14 protein-coding genes and 2 pseudogenes are annotated in these 16,839 nt (G+C 71.9%); 5 read left to right on the top strand and 11 right to left on the bottom strand.

What is annotated here, in order from left to right:
* Nucleotides 1–54: 54 nt before the first annotated feature.
* The 4 genes from ASC82_RS13570 to ASC82_RS13555 all read right to left on the bottom strand — a co-directional run bounded on the left by ASC82_RS13570 (nucleotide 55) and on the right by ASC82_RS13555 (nucleotide 4,949).
* Nucleotides 55–1,497 (bottom strand): GH1 family beta-glucosidase, encoded by a 1,443-nt coding sequence (locus ASC82_RS13570; protein WP_056646651.1) that lies wholly within the window; start codon nucleotides 1,495–1,497, stop codon nucleotides 55–57.
* Nucleotides 1,498–1,621: 124 nt separating this feature from the next.
* Nucleotides 1,622–2,506 (bottom strand): carbohydrate ABC transporter permease, encoded by an 885-nt coding sequence (locus ASC82_RS13565; protein ID WP_056646647.1) that lies wholly within the window; start codon nucleotides 2,504–2,506, stop codon nucleotides 1,622–1,624.
* Between the two features lie 4 nt (nucleotides 2,507–2,510).
* Nucleotides 2,511–3,515 (bottom strand): sugar ABC transporter permease, encoded by a 1,005-nt coding sequence (locus ASC82_RS13560; protein WP_056646644.1) that lies wholly within the window; start codon nucleotides 3,513–3,515, stop codon nucleotides 2,511–2,513.
* 90 nt (nucleotides 3,516–3,605) lie between these two features.
* Complete coding sequence (locus ASC82_RS13555) at nucleotides 3,606–4,949, bottom strand: ABC transporter substrate-binding protein (protein ID WP_056646641.1); 1,344 nt, start codon at nucleotides 4,947–4,949, stop codon at nucleotides 3,606–3,608.
* A 269-nt stretch (nucleotides 4,950–5,218) separates the two neighbouring features.
* Here ASC82_RS13555 and ASC82_RS13550 point away from each other — a divergent pair.
* A pseudogene (locus ASC82_RS13550) lies at nucleotides 5,219–5,608 on the top strand (TetR family transcriptional regulator C-terminal domain-containing protein); the annotation flags it as partial.
* Between the two features lie 28 nt (nucleotides 5,609–5,636).
* On the opposite strand, the gene ASC82_RS13545 reads toward ASC82_RS13550, so the two are convergent.
* Entirely contained in the window at nucleotides 5,637–6,677 is a 1,041-nt protein-coding gene (locus ASC82_RS13545) for a zinc-dependent alcohol dehydrogenase family protein (RefSeq protein ID WP_056646638.1), read from the bottom strand.
* A 191-nt stretch (nucleotides 6,678–6,868) separates the two neighbouring features.
* On the opposite strand from ASC82_RS13545, the gene ASC82_RS13540 reads away from it, so the two are divergent.
* The 3 genes from ASC82_RS13540 (at nucleotide 6,869) to ASC82_RS13530 (ending at nucleotide 9,951) form a co-directional block, all read left to right on the top strand.
* A complete protein-coding gene (locus ASC82_RS13540) occupies nucleotides 6,869–7,522 on the top strand; it encodes a CBS domain-containing protein (protein ID WP_056646637.1) in 654 nt (217 codons plus the stop codon).
* A 53-nt stretch (nucleotides 7,523–7,575) separates the two neighbouring features.
* On the top strand, nucleotides 7,576–8,904 hold the full coding sequence (locus ASC82_RS13535) for a nicotinate phosphoribosyltransferase (RefSeq protein ID WP_056646636.1): 1,329 nt from the start codon (nucleotides 7,576–7,578) through the stop codon (nucleotides 8,902–8,904).
* 114 nt (nucleotides 8,905–9,018) lie between these two features.
* On the top strand, nucleotides 9,019–9,951 hold the full coding sequence (locus ASC82_RS13530; protein WP_056646635.1) for a potassium channel family protein: 933 nt from the start codon (nucleotides 9,019–9,021) through the stop codon (nucleotides 9,949–9,951).
* 81 nt (nucleotides 9,952–10,032) lie between these two features.
* Here the strand turns inward: ASC82_RS13530 and ASC82_RS13525 are convergent, their stop codons facing one another.
* The 3 genes from ASC82_RS13525 to ASC82_RS13515 all read right to left on the bottom strand — a co-directional run bounded on the left by ASC82_RS13525 (nucleotide 10,033) and on the right by ASC82_RS13515 (nucleotide 12,828).
* Entirely contained in the window at nucleotides 10,033–10,623 is a 591-nt protein-coding gene (locus ASC82_RS13525) for a hypothetical protein (protein WP_157863464.1), read from the bottom strand.
* Between the two features lie 292 nt (nucleotides 10,624–10,915).
* The gene (locus tag ASC82_RS13520) at nucleotides 10,916–11,926 is read right to left on the bottom strand and encodes a universal stress protein (RefSeq protein WP_079039243.1); all 1,011 of its coding nucleotides are present in this window, start codon (nucleotides 11,924–11,926) and stop codon (nucleotides 10,916–10,918) included.
* Nucleotides 11,923–12,828, bottom strand: a complete 906-nt coding sequence (locus ASC82_RS13515; RefSeq protein ID WP_056646629.1) for a universal stress protein — start codon at nucleotides 12,826–12,828, stop codon at nucleotides 11,923–11,925. Before ASC82_RS13515 ends, ASC82_RS13520 begins: the two co-directional genes overlap by 4 nt.
* A gap of 219 nt (nucleotides 12,829–13,047) precedes the next feature.
* Between ASC82_RS13515 and ASC82_RS13510 the strand changes: the two genes are divergently transcribed.
* Nucleotides 13,048–13,590 carry a universal stress protein gene (locus tag ASC82_RS13510; RefSeq protein ID WP_056646627.1) on the top strand — a complete coding sequence of 181 codons (543 nt, stop codon included), beginning with the start codon at nucleotides 13,048–13,050 and terminating at the stop codon, nucleotides 13,588–13,590.
* Nucleotides 13,591–13,676: 86 nt separating this feature from the next.
* Here the strand turns inward: ASC82_RS13510 and ASC82_RS13505 are convergent, their stop codons facing one another.
* From ASC82_RS13505 to ASC82_RS13495, 3 genes and pseudogenes are all read right to left on the bottom strand, one after another.
* Complete coding sequence (locus ASC82_RS13505; RefSeq protein ID WP_056646624.1) at nucleotides 13,677–14,867, bottom strand: acyl-CoA dehydrogenase family protein; 1,191 nt, start codon at nucleotides 14,865–14,867, stop codon at nucleotides 13,677–13,679.
* 153 nt (nucleotides 14,868–15,020) lie between these two features.
* Nucleotides 15,021–15,221 (bottom strand): hypothetical protein, encoded by a 201-nt coding sequence (locus ASC82_RS13500; protein WP_056646622.1) that lies wholly within the window; start codon nucleotides 15,219–15,221, stop codon nucleotides 15,021–15,023.
* A 111-nt stretch (nucleotides 15,222–15,332) separates the two neighbouring features.
* Nucleotides 15,333–16,839, bottom strand: a pseudogene (locus ASC82_RS13495) (AfsR family transcriptional regulator); the annotation flags it as partial.

Raw genomic sequence — 16,839 nt, 5'->3', positions numbered from 1 at the left:
GGGCAGGGAACAGGCCGTGCCGGTGATCCGGCACGGCCTGTTCAGGGGTCCGTCTCAGTCGCTGTACGGGACGTGCAGCTCGCCCGACCGCGCGACCCGCGCGTACCAGCGGGCGCTGGACTTCGGGGTGCGCTCCAGGGTGTCGTAGTCCACCCGCACCGCCCCGAACCGCTTCGCGTAGCCGTACGCCCACTCGAAGTTGTCGAGGAGTGACCAGAGGAAGTAGCCGCGCACGTCCACCCCGTCCGCGAGCGCGCGGTGCACGGCCTCCAGGTGCGCGTGCACGTAGGCGGCGCGCTCCGGGTCGTGCACCGAGCCGTCCTCGGCGACCTCGTCCTCGTACGCGGCGCCGTTCTCGCTGATCACCAGCGGCAGGTCCGGGTACGCGGCGGAGACCCGGCGCAGCAGGTCGTACAGCGCGCTCGCGTCGACCGGCCAGCCCATCGCGGTCCGCTCCCCGGGCGCGCGGTGGAAGGCGACGGAGTCCGCGCCGGGCCACGGCGAGTGCTCGCTGTTGCCGTGGCCGTCGTCCTGCGGCTTCTCCGAACCCTCCGGGACGTGCGAAACCACCGTCGGCGTGTAGTAGTTGATCGCCAGGAGGTCCAACTGCTGCCGCGCCGCCGCCGCGTCGCCGTCCCGGACGAAGGACCAGTCGGTGAGGTGCGCGGTGTCGGCGAGCAGGTCCTCGGGATAGGCGCCCTCCAGCATCGGACCCAGCCAGATCCGGTTGCCGACGGCGTCGATGCGGCGGGCCGCGTCCCGGTCCTCGGCCGACTCGGTCAGGGGCCGCACCTCGTGGAGGTTGAGGGAGACCGCGATCTGCCGGTCCGCCGGGAGCGCCGACCGCAGGGCCTGGACGGCGAGACCGTGCCCGAGGTTGAGGTGGTGGGCGGCGCGCAGGGAGTCGACGGGGTCGGTGCGGCCCGGGGCGTGGACCCCGGAGCCGTACCCCAGGAAGGCGCTGCACCAGGGCTCGTTGAGCGTGGTCCACCGGGTGACGCGGTCGCCGAGGGCGTCGGCGAGGATCCCGGCGTACTCGGCGAACCGCTCGGCGGTCGACCGCTCCGGCCAGCCGCCGGCGTCCTCCAACTCCTGGGGCAGGTCCCAGTGGTAGAGCGTCAAGGCCGGTGCGATCCCGGCGGCGAGCAGCTCGTCGACGAGCGCCCGGTAGAAGTCCAGACCCTTCTGGACGGCCGGGCCCCGGCCGGTGGGCTGGACGCGGGACCAGGAGACGGAGAACCGGTAGGCGTTCAGGCCCAGTTCGGACATGATGCCGACGTCCTCGCGGAACCGGTGGTAGTGGTCGACGGCCACGTCACCGGTGTGGCCCTCGAAGACCTTGCCGGGGGTGTGCGAGAAGGTGTCCCAGATGGACGGCGTACGGCCGTCCTCCGCCGCCGCGCCCTCGATCTGGTACGCGGCGGTGGCGGCGCCCCAGAGGAAGCCGGGCGGGAACGAGCGGGTGGCGGTGAGCGGCCGGGTTTCGGACGCGGTCATAGGAGAGAGCTCCCAACGCGGGTACGGGGTAGGTACGTTCGATGCGTGCGGTACGGGCGGGGCGTACGGGTGCGGTGACGCGTGCGGTACGCGGAGGCGTACGGCACGGCGTCGGCGCGGCCGGTCAGCTCTTGACGGCGCCGGCCGTGATGCCGCCCACGATGTGCTTGCCGAGGAAGGCGAAGACGAGCAGCAGCGGCACGGTGGATATGAGGGCGCCCGTCAGGACGACGGCGTGGTCCACCGTGTGGTTTCCCGCTCCCAGGCCGGCGAGGGCCACCTGGAGGGTGGGGTTGCCGTCCTGGGTGAGCGCGATGAACGGCCAGAAGAAGTCGTTCCACGCCTGGACGAAGACGAGCATGCCGAGCACGGCCATCGCGGGCCGGGCCACCGGGAAGACCACGTGCCAGATCACCCGGAGGCTGTGCGCCCCGTCCATGCGGGCCGCCTCGACGAGCTCGATGGGCAGGGCCTCGACGAGGAACTGGCGCATGAAGAACACGCCGAAGGCGGCGACCAGTGAGGGCAGGACGACCGACTGGAGCTGGTCGAACCAGCCGAGGTCGGTGATGATCTGGTACAGCGGGATGACGCTGAGCTGCGGCGGGATCGTCATCGTGGCGACCACGAGCGAGAGCAGCATGCCGCGGCCCCGGAAGGGCAGCTTGGCGAAGGCGAAGCCGGCGAGCGTGGAGAAGACGACGGTGGACGCGGCCACCAGGCCGGCGACGATCGTGGTGTTGATCAGCGCCTCACCCATGTGGACCTGGTTCCAGGCGAAGCTGAGGTTGTCCAGGAGGCGCGGGCCGGGCAGCAGCGGCGCCGGGGCCTGGACCACGCGCTCGCCGCTGTGGGACGCGGCGACCAGGTTCCAGTACAGCGGGAAGAGCGAGACCACGGCGGCCACGGCCAGCAGGACGTAGGTCAGGGGCCCCGCGTGGTGCTGGCGGCCGGCCGACTGGCGGAAGCGCCGCCCGGACCGGGGCGTCCTGTCGAGAGTGCGGGCCATGGGGTCAGCCTCCCAGCTTCTTGCGGTTGTGACGGGAGACGAGCGCCTGGACGCCGCCGATGAGCAGGAGGAGCAGCAGCATGATCCAGGCGATGGCGGAGGCCTGGCCCAGGGCGTTGTTCACCCACCCCTTCTCGTACATCAGCAGGCTCAGCGTCTGGAACTGGTTGCCGCTGCCGCCGCTGATGCCGACGCTGCCGCCGTAGAGCATCGGCTCGCCGAAGAGCTGGGTGGCGCCGATGGTGGAGACGACGACGGTGAAGAGGATCGTCGGCCGGATCGACGGGATGGTGACGCTGATGAACTGGCGCCACCGCGACGCCCCGTCGAGCGAGGCGGCCTCGTACAGGTCCTGGGGCACGGCCTGCATGGCGGCCAGGTAGATCAGGGCGTTGTAGCCGGTCCAGCGCCAGGTCACGATCACGGAGATCGCGATCTGCGCCGGCCACTTGGACGACTCCCACTGGACGGGGCCGATGCCGACCCAGTCGAGGACGGTGTTGATCATCCCGTAGTCGGTGTTGAACAGCTGGGCGAAGACCAGCGTCGCCGCCGCGATCGAGGTGGCGTACGGCGCGAGGATCGCGATCCGGAAGAAGCCGCGGCCGCGGAGCTTGTAGTTCAGCAGGTGCGCCAGGCCCAGGGCCATGAGCAGCTGGGGGACGGTCGAGATGACCCCGATGGTGAAGGTGTTGACGAGCGCGTTCCAGAAGAACTCGCTGGTGGCGAGGTCGGTGTAGTTCTCCAGGCCCTTCCACTGCGGTTCACCGCCGAGCTCGACCCGGTTGAGCGAGAGCCAGCCCGTGTAGATCAGCGGGAAGAGGCCGAAGGCGGCGAAGGTGAGGAAGAAGGGGGCGATGAAGACGTACGGGATCGCCTTGATGTCCCAGCGGTAGAGCGTGCTGCGCCAGCCGCCGGGGGCGGAGCGGCGGCGGCGCGGGCCGGGGGAGGAGGGCGGTGCGACGGGCGGCGGGGAGCCGTCCGGCTTCGCCCGAACGGAGGTGGCCACGGGGGCGTCCTTCCAGGGTCGATGCGTGCGGTGGTGCGGACGGTGCCGGTCCGCCGCCCGCAGGCGGCGGCGGACCGGCAGGCGCCCCCGCTACTGGTCGATCTTGTCGTCGACCAGCTTCTTGACGTTCTCCCAGGCCTTGGCCGGGTCGGTGCCGCGCTGCTCGATGTCGAGGATGCCGTTGTCGGTGAGGAAGGTCTTCACCTGGCCGTCCCAGCGGCTGATGACGGCGGGCGTGATCCCGGAGGCGGCGGACGAGAAGATCTTGCCGACGGGGGTGTCGCCGAAGTACGGAAGCTTGGCGTCCTGGACGGCCGCGGAGGTGAGCGTGTCCTTGGACGAGGGGATGTTGCCGTTCACCGCGAAGACCTTGGCGTGCTGCGCGGGAGCCGTCAGCCAGGCGGCGAGCTCGGCCGCCTCCTTGGTGTGCTTTCCGGACTTCGGCACGGCGAGGAAGGCGCCGCCCCAGTTGCCGGCGACCGGCGGCGCGGCGATGTCCCACTTGCCCTGGTTGGCGGGTCCAGCCTGGTCCTTGATGATGCCGGTCATCCAGCTCGGGCAGGCGACGGTGGCGAACTTGGAGTTCTTGAAGGCGGCGTTCCAGGTGCCCTTCTCGTCGAACTGCCGCAGCTTGGCCGTGAGTCCGCCCTTGCTCGCCGCCACGGCGGTGTTCCAGGCCTTCTTCACGCCGGGGCTGTTCTCCCAGTCGAGCTTGCCGCTCGTGTCGGCGTACTGGACGGGGTCGCTGGAGACCACGGCGTTGAAGAGGCCGCTCGCCGAGTCGTGGAAGGACGTGCCGGCGGGCGCGCTCTTCTTGTACGTGTTGCCGGTCTCGATGAACTTGGCCCAGTCGCCGGCCCACAGCTTGGAGACGGCCTCGCGCTCGGTCGGCAGCTTGGCCTTGGCGAAGAGTTCCTTGTTGTAGCAGATGGCCATGGGGCCGATGTCGGTGCCGAGGCCGATGACGCTGCCGCTCGCCGTCGTCGCCTGCTTGACCTTCCAGTCGAGGAAGGCGCCGATGTCCGCGCCCCCCTCCTTGCTGAGGTCGACCCACTTGTCCGCCATGGTCTCGCCGGTCGCCTCGGCGATGTAGCCGACCTCGACGGCCTGGATGTCGGCGAGACCGTTGTTCTGGGCGAGGCGCAGCTTCAGCGTGTCCCAGTACTTCTGGCCGTCGGAGACGTTCGTCTCCTCGATCTTGATGTTCGGGTGGGACTTCTCGTACTCGGCGTAGAGCTTGGCGCCGGTCTTGTTGTCGTAGCCGAAGGAACCGAAGGTCCCGACCCGCAGGGTGATCTTGCCGCCGCCCTGGGCGTCGCCGCCGTTGTCGTCGCTGTCGCTGCCGCAACCGGTGAGCAGGGTCGTACCGGTCACGACGACGGCGACCGCCGCGATCGCCGCCCGGCGTCCGCGTCTGCTGCTGGAAGTGCGCATTCCACTCTCCTCGTCCAAGGTGGTGCTCGTTGTGCGCCAAGAGGTCCGGCCGGCTGATCGCGGCTCGGCGGCTGCCCGCCAGGACCTGATGCAGGCTCTGTGCGCCCCGATGGGAGCGCTCCCACGTCGTTGCCGGAAGGTTGCTGCCTGGCGGGTGCGGGTGTCAAGACATGAACGCGGATTCGTTACCGGAAGGTTTTCCGGGGGTTTCGTCGGGGCCTTGCGGTACGTGGCCGTCATCTCCTGAACGCAGGCTCGTGGCGGGGAGGGAGGCGCTGCTGCTGGCATCCCTGCCGACCGACCAGGAGAGCCGGACCTTCCACCTCCTGTACAGCTCCTACTCGATCCTGTCCGTGACCGACGGAGCACTCGCCGCCCAGCCCTTCATCGACAACCCCGACGCGGCCGAGAACGCTCTCACCGGCCTGATCGAAGGAGCCCAGGCGGCAGGCCTGGCCGATCCCGGCGCCGACGCACGCACCGAGGCCATCAGCCTGCTCGCCATGACCGCGACCATGGGCACCAGCATCCTCGTCGCCCAACGGACACCGGAGTCGGCCATCGCCGTACTCCACCACCACCTCGACCGCATCTTCACTACCGGCGGCCTCACCACCCCGGACGCCGGACAACGGAAGGACGCCAGAACCTGTCCGTAATGGGGGAGCCGCCGGTCATCGGCACGTCCTACGCCCCGCCGAGCGCGACTTTGAGGGCGCCCGTGTCCGCCGCCCGCCCGAAGACGTCGTACGCCTCTTCCATCTGCCCCAGGGCGTAACGGTGGGTGATCAGAGACGAGGACGGCAGCCGTCCGGCGGACATCATGCGCAGCAGGAGGGGTGTGGAAGAGGTGTCCACGAGTCCGGTGGTGATCGTGACGTCCTTGATCCACAGGTCTTCCAGGTGGAGCACCGCGGGCTTCCCGTGGACACCGATGTTGGCCACCCGTCCGCCCGGCCGGACCATCCGCGTGCACATCTCGAACGTCTCCGGGACGCCGACGGCCTCCATGACGACGTCGGCCCCGAGGCCGTCGGTCAGGTCCGCGACGAGCTGTTCCGGCTCCTCCGCCGCGTTCGCGGTGGCGTCCGCGCCGAGGGCCCGGGCCGCGACCAGCCGTGACTCGGCCCGGTCGACGGCGATGACACGGCCGGGGCTGTAGAACCCGGCGGTGATGATCGCGGCCAGGCCGATGGGGCCCGCGCCCACGACGACGACCGTGTCGGCGGGGCGCACGGCACCGTTCAGCACCCCGACCTCGTAGGAGGTGGGGAAGATGTCGGCGAGCAGGACGGCGTCGACGCTGTCGACCGAATCCGGCAGCGCGTGGACGGACAGATCGGCGAAGGGCACCCGGACGTACTCCGCCTGCGTGCCGTCGACGGTGTGGCCGAGGATCCAGCCACCTCCGCCACGGCACTGCCCGTAGCGGCTCTCGCGGCAGAAGCGGCACCTTCCGCAGGCGGAGATGCAGGAGACCAGGACGCGGTCACCCGGCCGGACCGAGCGCACGTCACCGCCTGCCTCGACCACCGTGCCCACCGCCTCGTGTCCGAGGACCCGGCCGGGCGTCACCTCCGGCACGTCCCCCTTCAGGATGTGCAGGTCCGTGCCGCAGATGGTGACGACGTCGACCCGGACGATCGCGTCGGCGGGGTCCTCGATGACCGGGTCGGGTACGTCTTGCCAGGCGATCCGACCCGGCCCCTGGAAGACGAGTGCCTTCATGGCGCCCACCCACTTCCTGTCGTGCGTCGCTTTGGTCCTCGTCCACCAGGCTCCGCAGGGTTGTCCGGCGGCACATGAGCCGGTCGGGCCCCGAAAGTGCCCGCTCGGGCCCTCATGACCGGGACGTTCCTGCTGCGAGGGTGGGAAGGGGCTCGGGTCCTGAAGATGTTCGGCCCGGTGAGGAGAGAGCGATGACACCTCAGCCGTTCACCGTCGCCGACGTGATGACCAAGAAGGTCGTCGCCGTCCTGCCCGGCGCGGAGTTCAAGGAGATCGTCGCCGCCATGGAGCGGTGGAAGGTGACGGCCGTCCCCGTCGTCGAAGGCGAGGGCCGCGTCGTCGGGGTGGTCTCCGAGGCGGACCTGCTCCTCAAGGAGGAGTTCCACGACCACCGCCTCGGACTCGTCGAGCAGATGCGACGACTCGACGCCACGGCCAAGGCCGGTTCCCGCCGGGCCCAGGACCTGATGACCTCGCCCCCCGTCACCGTCGCTCCCGGGGCGTCCCTGCCCCAGGCCGCCCGCCTCATGGCCGCACATCGCGTGAAACGGCTGCCGGTCGTCGACACGAACGGGACCATCCAGGGGATCGTGAGCCGGTCCGACCTCCTCAAGGTCTTCCTCCGCCCGGACGAGGATCTCGCCGCCGACGTGCGCCACGACGTCGTCGAGCACCTTTTCCCACTCTCCCGGCACCAGGTCGACGTGCGAGTCGACGCCGGAGTCGTGACGCTGTCCGGCGAGGTCCACGACAGCACGCTCGTCCCGCTCGCAGCCCGCCTGACCCGCGCCGTCGAAGGCGTGGTGGACGTACGGTGCGAGCTCACCACCCAGGGCCGGACGTAGCCATGTCCGGCCCTTCCGGTGCAGGCCACGCGTCCGCCGTGCATGCTCGAAGCATGTCCCAGGTCACCAGTACCGACCTGTACGAGGTCACGATGGCCCTCTCGTACCTGCGGGAGGACATGCGGGCCCCCGCGACCTTCAGCCTCTTCGTCCGGGACCTCCCCCCGGGCCGCGGATTCCTGGTCGCCGCCGGGCTCGAACCGGCCCTCGACCACCTTTCCCGCTTCCGGGTGGGCCGCTCCGACGTCGAGGAGTTCGCCGAGGCGCTGCGTCGCCCCGTCGAGGACCTCGAACCGCTGCACGGTCTGACCTTCGACGGCCAGGTCCGTGCCGTGCCCGAGGGCCGGCTCGTCTTCGCCGGAGAGCCGCTCCTGGAGGTCACCGCGCCCCTCCCGCAGGCCCAGCTCGTGGAGACGTACCTGTTGTCCCTCCTCTGCCACCAGACGGCGGTCGCCTCCAAGGCGGCCCGATGCGTGCTCGCCGCCGCCGGGCGGCCGCTCGTGGACTTCTCGCTGCGCCGAACCCACGGCCCCGAGGCCGGCATGCGGGCGGCGCGGCTCTGCGCGCTGGTCGGCTTCGCCGGCACCAGCAACGTCGCCGCCGCGACCAGATACGGCATTCCCGCCTCCGGCACCATGGCCCACTCGTACGTCGAGGCCTTCCCTTCCGAGGAGGAGGCGTTCCGGGCCTTCGCCCGCACCCACCCCGGCCCGCTCACCTTCCTGGTCGACACGTACGACACCGACGGCGGGGTCGCGACGGCCGCTCGCGTCCTCGCCGACCTGGGGCGCGGTCCGGGGTGCGGGATCCGCCTCGACAGCGGCGACCTCGGAGCGCTCGCCCGGCGCGCCCGTACCGCACTCGACGCGGCGGGACTCGGAGACGTACAGATCATCGCGAGCGGCGGCCTCGACGAGTACGCCGTCGACACGCTCGTACGGGGCGGGGCGCCCATCGACGTCTTCGCCGTGGGGACGAAGGTCGGCACGGCGGCCGACGCCCCGTATCTGGACGCGGCCTACAAACTCGTCGAGTACGACGGCCGGCCCGTCATGAAGCTCTCGTCGGCGAAGGTGACGGCTCCGGCCCCGAAGCAGGTGTTCCGCGGCCCCGGCCTCCGCGACGTCATCGGCCTGGCGAACGAGGAGCCGCCCGAGGGCACGGAGCCGCTGCTGCGGACCGTGATGCGCGGCGGGCTCCGCACGGAACCGCCCGACACCCTGGCCGCCGCCCGCGCCCGCTTCGAGGCGGACGTCGCCGCGCTGCCGGAGGCCGCGGGCCGCATCGAGGACCCTGTGCCACCGGTACCGGTCGTGTCGACCCGGCTGTCGGCTCTGACGACCGTCGTACGACACCGGATCGAGGCGCGGTCGCGACGGTAGCACCGGGGCCGCGCGGCGGAGGCTGCGTCCGAAGGGGCGAGCCGGCGCCGCCAGGGGGCTGAGATCGAAGGTGGAGGGCGGGACTCCGTCGCCGTTCGCGGGAAGGCTGCCGGGATGACCTGGCTTGCGACGCCCGCGGGCGCTGTCCTGGTGCTGTTCGTCCTCCGGGACGTGTTCCACACCCTCTGGCACCCGACCCGTCACGGAGGTCTGAGCAAGCTCGTGATGGTGTCGCTGTGGTGGCTGTCCCCGCGCCTCGGCAAGCGCCGCCGGCCGGCGGGTCTCGCGGGCCCGCTCGGCATGGTGACGGTCGTCGCCATGTGGGCGCTGACCGTGGCCGTGGGATGGGGGCTCATCTACTGGCCCCACATGCCGGAAGATTTCTCGTACGCGGCAGGGCTCGTCCCGTCCGAACACGCGGGCCCGCTCGACGCCCTCTACATCTCGCTGGTCACCCTGGCCACGCTCGGCCTCGGCGACATCGCGCCGACCTCCGGATGGCTGCGCGTACTCGCCCCCATGGAGGCCCTCGTGGGGTTCGTCCTGCTGTCGGCGACCGTCGCCTGGATCCTCGGCATCTACCCGGCGCTGGCCCGCCGCAGAGCACTGGCCCTGCGGCTGTCACACGTGCGCCGCAGCCGGGCCACCGGCCGGGCACTCGACTCCGACGGGGGCGCGGCGCTCCTCGACGGGCTCGCCTCGGCCCTCTCCACCATCACGGTCGACTTCCTGCAGTACGCCGAGTCGTACTACTTCCACGACGGGGACGAGAACACGTCCCTGCCCCGGCAGCTCCCCTACGCGGTCGGCCTCGCGGACCGGGCCGACGGGGCGCATCATCCGGACGTCCGGCTCTCCGCTTCGGTACTGCGCAGGGCACTGGAGGACCTGGCCGTCGTGCTCGACGAGCGCTTCCTGCGTACAGGCGAGGGACCCGAGCGGGTCTTCGCGGCCTACGCCGACGCCCACGGCCAACCCCAGGGACCGGACGGCCCTCCCCAGGACGGGGACAGCGGGCGAGAGGACGGGGACAGCGGGCGATCCTGACTCGCCAGCTGCGTGTACTGCTCAGCGCATCGGTGGGGGGAAGCGGTCCGCTCCGGGGTGGCGCGCCTGCCGCCGGCTCGGTCATTCGTCGTCGTTCCCCGCACCGCTGCCCCGGTGGAGCCGGCCGGACCATACGGGTTCCACCTGCTCCCACTCGCGTTCCCAGGCCGCGAGCCGGTGACCCTCGGTCCGCCGTCGTACGAGGAGGACCACACCGGCGCCGGTGACCCCGATGACGCCTGCCGCCGCCACACCGCCCGACAGGGCGGTCAAAGCGCGGTCCGCGGCACTGCCCGGGGGCCGGGCGGGGGTCCCTGCGTCGTCCACCCAGATCGTCACGGTGCGCCCCTGGGGCGTCGCGGGCGGGACGTGGATGTTCCCGGACCGGCGGACGTGCTCGGGCTGCTCCCACACCGCCGGCGCGACGGCCTGCGCCTTCGTGCCGTACCGGGTGGCGACGGGCGGGTCCTTCGCCGGCCCGGTGGTGGTCGCGGTCACCTGATGCCGGTGCGCGGCGAGTTCACGGTCGGCCTTGGCTCCCGCCGACCAGAGGCTCCCGGCGGCCACAGCACCGCAGATCACAGCGATCAACAGCACGAAGGCCAGGGCGGCGCGCATCCCGGGCCTGCTGGGCGGGGTGGTCCCGCTCCCCGACGGCTCGTAGTGGAGCATGCCGCACCTCCCGTTGAGGGTGGCCTCGCCAACCGGCCCGGTTCAGGGGGTGGCGCCGAGTTCCGTTCCGATGTGGTGGGCCCATGCCCGGATCCGTTCCGGATTGCGGAAGTCTCCGCCCTTGCCCCTTTTCACCATGGCCCGGGCGACCGGGTCCGACGTCTCGGCGGTCACGGCGCCACCGAAAGAACGGGCTGCGCCTGCGTTCCGCCCTGCCTTCGGCCATGGTGCTGCTCCTCCTGTACGGGGCCCAGGGCGGTCGCCGTGGACCCGCGTCGGTGCCGCATGATGCTCACCTCTCCGCGGAACCGGCCGACGGACCGGGGGCGTCCTCTCGCCCCACCGTCCCGCGTGGAGGTGGGTGCGCCCCAGTGCCGAGCGGGGCAGTGGGCCCGGGCCGGTCGGTCGTACCGGAACGGGACCGGTCGGCCCATGACGCGTGGCCGGTCTGCCGCTCGCCCTGCGGGAGGGGGACGGTGATCACGGGACACAGGGCACGGTGCAGCAGGCCGTGGACCGTCGAACCCAACCGCATGCCGGAGTAGCCGCCACGGCCTCTGCGACCGACCACCAGAGAGAGGGATTCCTGGGACGTCAGGGCGAGTTGTTCGACCGGGTGCCCCCGCAGGACCTCTTGGGAGACGGCGACATCCGGATACCTCTCCGCCCAGCCCGCCAGCGATTCGGCGAGCAGCCGACGCCGCTCGGCCAGGCCTTCCTCACCGTCGTCGTGGGCGAGCACGGACCGGGGCCAGACCCAGACGGCCCGCAGCCGTGCCTCGCGGAGGCTCGCCTCCGCGAGGGCGAAGGCGACCGCGGCCCGTGAGGACTCGCTTCCGTCCACGCCGACGACGACGGTCGGTGGGTGCGTCGTGGTGTGCTCGGGTGCGCGGACCACGACGACGGGACAGTCCGCCCGTGCCGTGAGCGGGGCGACCACGGAGCTCTCGCTGAACACCTCGGCCACTCTGCCGAGACGACGCGAGCCCACGACGACGAGTGCGACGTGCTCCGCCATGTCGCACAGCACGGTCGCCGGCACACCGTTCACACGTTCCGTCGCGGTCCGCAGACCGTGGTGCAGTTCCCGGACGAGGTCCTCCGCGTTGGCGATCGCCGACTCCGCGCGGGTTCGCAGGGCGCTCTGGTGGGCGATCGCGTCGTACCGTACGGCGTCGTGGGCAGGCGGTACGGCGACGACCAGCCGGAGTACCAGTCCTCTTCGCACGGCCTCGGCAGCGGCCCAGACGAGAGCGGGGATCGACTGCTCCCGGGGGTCGACTCCGAGGAGTATCTCGTTCATGTCTCCTCGACCCTGGTGGCGAAGGCAGGGGGGACGATCTCCACCGGACAGTGGGCGTGGTGCAGCAGGACGTGGGCGACTCGGCCCAGGGACGGGCCCGCGCCCAGGGCGCGGTGTTGTCTCCCCATCACCAGCAGATCGGTGTGGGCACTCGCCTCCACCAGGATCCCGGGCGTGCTCGTGCCCGTCTCGACGTGATGGCCGACGGTCAGGGTGGGGTAGAACTCCCGCACGAGGTCGGCGAGCGACTTGATCTCGTGCACGCGCTGCCGCGCGATCTCGTCGAGGTCGTCCAGCATGGTCGCGACGCTGCCGACATGGGTGAGCACGTTCCAGACACTCACCAGCCGCAACGCCGCCTTGCGGGCCTCCGCCTCGGCGGCCGCGACGAGCAGCCAGCCCAGATCCGAAGCACCATGCACGGCTGCTGTCACCGAGCCCGACGCCGGCCGGTCACGGTCACCACGGACCACGATCACGGGCACTTCGGCGCGGGCCGCCACGCCCAGGCCGACGGATCCGAGCATGAGCGCGGAGAAGCCTCCCAGCCCCCGGTTGCCCACCACGATCGTGCCTCGGTTCCCGGCGGCCGCCCGGAGACCGGCGACCGCCTCCTGACGGCTCAGCTCCTTCGTGACGGCGAGGTCCGGAAAGAGGTCACGGACCACGCTCGCGGATTCGGTCAGCAGGTCGCGCCCCGCTTCGCGTACCGACTGGATCGTCTCCGCATTGGAGAAGATGGCCCGACGGTCGGTGTCGGCGGCGTGCACGAGATGCAGGGACCGCCCCCGTCGGTCCGCCTCGTCAGCGGCCCACAGCACGGCCTCGCGTGCGGAGGGGGACCCGTCCACTCCCACGACGACGTTGCCGAACTCCGGTCGGGCGGGGATCGCGCTGGTCATGGCTCCTCCTCCGGCGTGCGTCCCGGCCTCGGGAGCATGTCCCGAAGGGCGACACCTCCCACGCTGGCATCGTGGCGGCCTCCTCGGGATGGGCCGTTCGGCCCCGATCGAGACCTGCCCGGCCCTGCTGCCGGGAGCAACGGGGCACCAGCCTGAAGTCGGAATGCGCGGTTCGATCCGGACCACGGCCGGACGGAGCGGACGCGACTGAGGGGGCACGTGCCCCTCCGACTGGTGCACGTGGAGGAGTGGCCGAACACCCCGGAGGTGCCCCTGCCGTACGTCCGCGACGTGACCGAGCGGGCCGAGAGCCTGTTGCGGGACGCGGCGGACCGCGCGCGGAAGGACCACATCGGCCCCCCGTGCGAAGCCCTGCTCGGGTTCTCCTTCGCCGAAGCGGCCCGCAGGGGCCTGCCCCTGCGGTTCCTGCACAGTTGGACGCTTCCCGCCTCGTACGGCTACGCGGCCGTCATGGACCCGGGGATCGGCAAGGAGCTGGGCGACGACCTCCATGGAGGGCTGGACGGCCTGCTGGAACCGTGGCGGAAGCGGTACGCGGGCGTGGAGGTGGAGGCCGAAACGGTGGTGGGCTCATCCGCGTACCAGCTGGTCGAGGCGTCACAGACCGCGCGGCTTGTCATCGTGGGACGCCGGAGTCGCAACGTCCCTCTCGGCCCGCATCTGGGCCATGTCGCCCACGCGGTCATCCACCACAGCCCCGCGCCGGTCGCCGTCGTCCCCTTGATGGTCCCTTTGATGTGAGTGGACGGCGAATTGAGCCACATCCTCCCAGGACAGGCCGAGTTGTGTGCGCCTGGCCGCGACACGCCGGCCGAGGTCACAACGGGTCAGCGGCGGACGCGGGGCATGCCCAGGCCGATCCAGGAGATGATCTCGCGCTGGATCTCGTTGTTGCCGCCGCCGAAGGTGAAGATGACGGCGGAGCGGTAGCCGCGTTCCAGTTCGCCGTGGAGGACCGCGCCCGCCGAGCCCTCCTTGAGGGCGCCCGCGGAGCCGACGACCTCCATGAGGGCCGCGTAGGCGTCGCGGCGGGCCTCGGAGCCGTAGACCTTGACGGCGGAGGCGTCCTGGGGGGTGAGGGTGCCGTTCTGGACGGCGTTCACCATCTGCCAGTTGAGGAGCTTCATCGCGTCGAGCCGGGCGTGGGTGCGGGCGAGGGTGCGGCGGACCCACGGGAGGTCGAGGACGCGGCGGCCGTCGGTGAGTTTCGTGTCGGCGGCCCAGCGCTGGACGTCGTGGAGGGCGCGGATCGCCATGGTCCCGTGCGCCGCGAGCGTCACGCGCTCGTGGTTGAGCTGGTTGGTGATGAGGCGCCAGCCCTTGTTCTCCTCGCCGACGCGGCGCGAGGCCGGGACGCGGACGTCGTCGTAGTAGCTGGCGGTCGTGTCGTGCGAGGCGAGGGTGTTGATGATCGTGCAGGAGTAGCCGGGGTCGCTCGTCGGGACGAGGAGCATGGTGATGCCCTTGTGGGGCGGGGCGTCGACGTCGGTGCGGACGGCGAGCCAGACCCAGTCGGCGGTGTCGCCGTTGGTGGTCCAGATCTTCTGCCCGTTGACGGTGTAATGGCCGTTCGTCTCGTCGCCCTCCCGGACCGCGCGGGTCTTCAGGGCGGCGAGGTCGGTGCCCGCGTCGGGCTCGCTGTAGCCGATGGCGAAGTCGATCTCGCCGGAGAGGATCCGGGGCAGGAAGTACGCCTTCTGCTCGTCGGTGCCGTAGCGCATGATCGTCGGTCCGACGGTGTTCAGGGCCATCAGCGGCAGGGGCACGCCGGCCTGGGCGGCCTCGTCGAAGAAGATGAACTGTTCCATCGGGGAGAGTCCCCGGCCGCCGTACTCGACGGGCCAGCCGACTCCGAGCCAGCCGTCCTCGCCGAGCTTGCGCACGGTCTCCCGGTAGAAGCGCTTCTGCGCGGCGGGGTCCGCGTATCGGGTGTGGAAGTCGTCCGGGACGAGCCCGGAGAAGTACGCACGCAGCTCGGCGCGCAGGCTGTTCTGGGCGGGCGTGTACTCGAGGTGCATGGGTCCTCCCGTGACGGCGCGCTCGTGCGACGGCGGCCACGGTAGAACGTGTTTCACAAATGCGGAAGGCCGAAGCCCCGGTTCGGGCGAACCGATCCGGGGCCGGGAGGACAGGACGGGAAGGAAGCCTGAGGCCTGCCCGCCGGACAGGGCCTAGGGCAGGAGCTCGTCCATGGAGGCGCGCCCCTTCTCCGCCATACGGCGTTCGGCCCAGGCGAGGCTCTTCGGATTCACGTCACGGCCGGAGGCCAGGACCAGGTCCTCCGCCGTGAACTCGCCCTCCGATCCGGCGTGGAGCAGCCGGTCGGGCGTCGGGAAATCCCCCGCGGACATCTTGTCGGGCTCAGCGTTCATGCCGCCTCCTACGTGTTCTTCCGGCACTCGCCATTCTCGTGTCCTGCCGACCGGAGCGCATCCGGGGCGCCGGCCACCCGACGGCCCGGTGACGACACGCGGGGTAGCCGGTCAGGCGTCCCTGGTTTTCCCCGGCCGCCTGACGAGGGCCGTCGCAGCCGCGAGGGAGAACTTCGCGCCCTCCTCGTAGTGGCGGGTGTACGTCTCCGGGGAGAGGCGCCCGCGGAGCGTCTCCTCCGCGCGGGCCCTGATCTCGGCCTCCGTCTGCGGGGCGAAGGGACGGAAGCCGCCGCCGGTCACGGGGCCGATGTGATGGTCGTACGCGCCGAGGAGCCCGGCGCCGGTCTCGGCGTCGCCCGGGCCGCCCCGGCCGCCCCGGGCCCAGGCGGCCGTCGCGAACTGGGCGACGACGAGGTAGGGGGCGACCAGGTGGGCGAGGGTCTCCAGGTCGGCGACGGCACGGGCCAGGCGGTCCAGGGCCCGGTCGTGGGCGCCGTCCAGGCAGTCGAGCCAGGCCCACATCCCGCCGACGAGGCCCCAGAAGAGCGTCGGGGTGTTCTCGCCGAACTCGCTCTCCAGCCGGGTGAGCTGCGCGCGGGCCAGGGCCGTGCGTCCGGTGTGGCCGTAGTGCTGGGCGAGCAGCAGCCGGCCGGTGCCTGCGGCCTCGGCCCCCCACTCGCCGGCCTCGTCGGCGGCTTCGGCCAGGAGCCGTTCGGCCGCCTCGTCCCCCTGCGGGCCGATCCGGAGGCGTACGGCGGCCAGGCGCGCCGTGAAGAGCGGCACCTGGGAGCGGGCGCCCACGAGGGCGGCGGCGTGGGTGGCCCGCTCGAAGTCGGCGGCGGCCTCGGCGAGCCGGCCGGCGCGCTCGTACGCCTCGCCCCGCGCCGAGAGGGACTCCGCGATGCCCCAGGCGTCCTCGGCGGCCTCGAAGAGGGCGAGTGCCTCGTCGGCGTCCGCCGGGCCGTGGCCGAGGAGCTTCGCCCGCATGAGGAGGGCGAAGCCGAGCTCCCAGCCGGTCCCGTGCTCGCGGCCGGCCTCGACGGTCAGCGTCAGGGTCTCGTCGAGGCCGGTGAGCTCGCCCGTCATCAGGCGGGCGAAGAACCACATCGTCCCCGGCTGGCGGCAGGTCTGCGGGAGGCCCGGGCGGTACGCGGCGACGAGGGCGGCGAGCCGGGCGCGGGTCTCGGGCCGTTCGAGGGCGGTGGCGCCCTCGCCGCCCTCGGTCGCGAGCGCGTAGAGCCGGCCTCCGCGGCGGGCCTCCCGGAGCCGCTCGCCGGTCCACGGCGGCGGGACGTCGACGCAGCGGCCCTCGAAGGGTTCGGCGGGGCGGACGGGCTCCCGGAACGGGTCGGGTCCGAGTCGCGCGGCCGTCGCCGCCCACGTACGGGCGTCCGTCTGGTGGTTCCGCAGCTGCCAGAACCAGCTCAGGGAGTGGACGAGGCAGAGCGCCTCCTGCTCGTCACCGAGCGCCACGGCGGTCCGGAGCGCGGTCCTGAGGTTGCCGTGTTCGCGCTCCAGGAGGGCGATGGCGGCGACCTGTCCGGAGCCGCGGAGCTCGGGGTCGGTACGACGGGCCAGCTCGCGGTAGTACGCGAGATGCCGCCGCTCCGTCGCCGCC

This window comes from Streptomyces sp. Root431 (assembly GCF_001426585.1).
Classification (GTDB): Bacteria; Actinomycetota; Actinomycetes; order Streptomycetales; family Streptomycetaceae; genus Streptomyces; species Streptomyces stackebrandtii.
The sequence above is the reverse complement of the archived record's forward strand: the minus strand, read 5'-3'. Positions and strand labels throughout refer to the sequence as shown.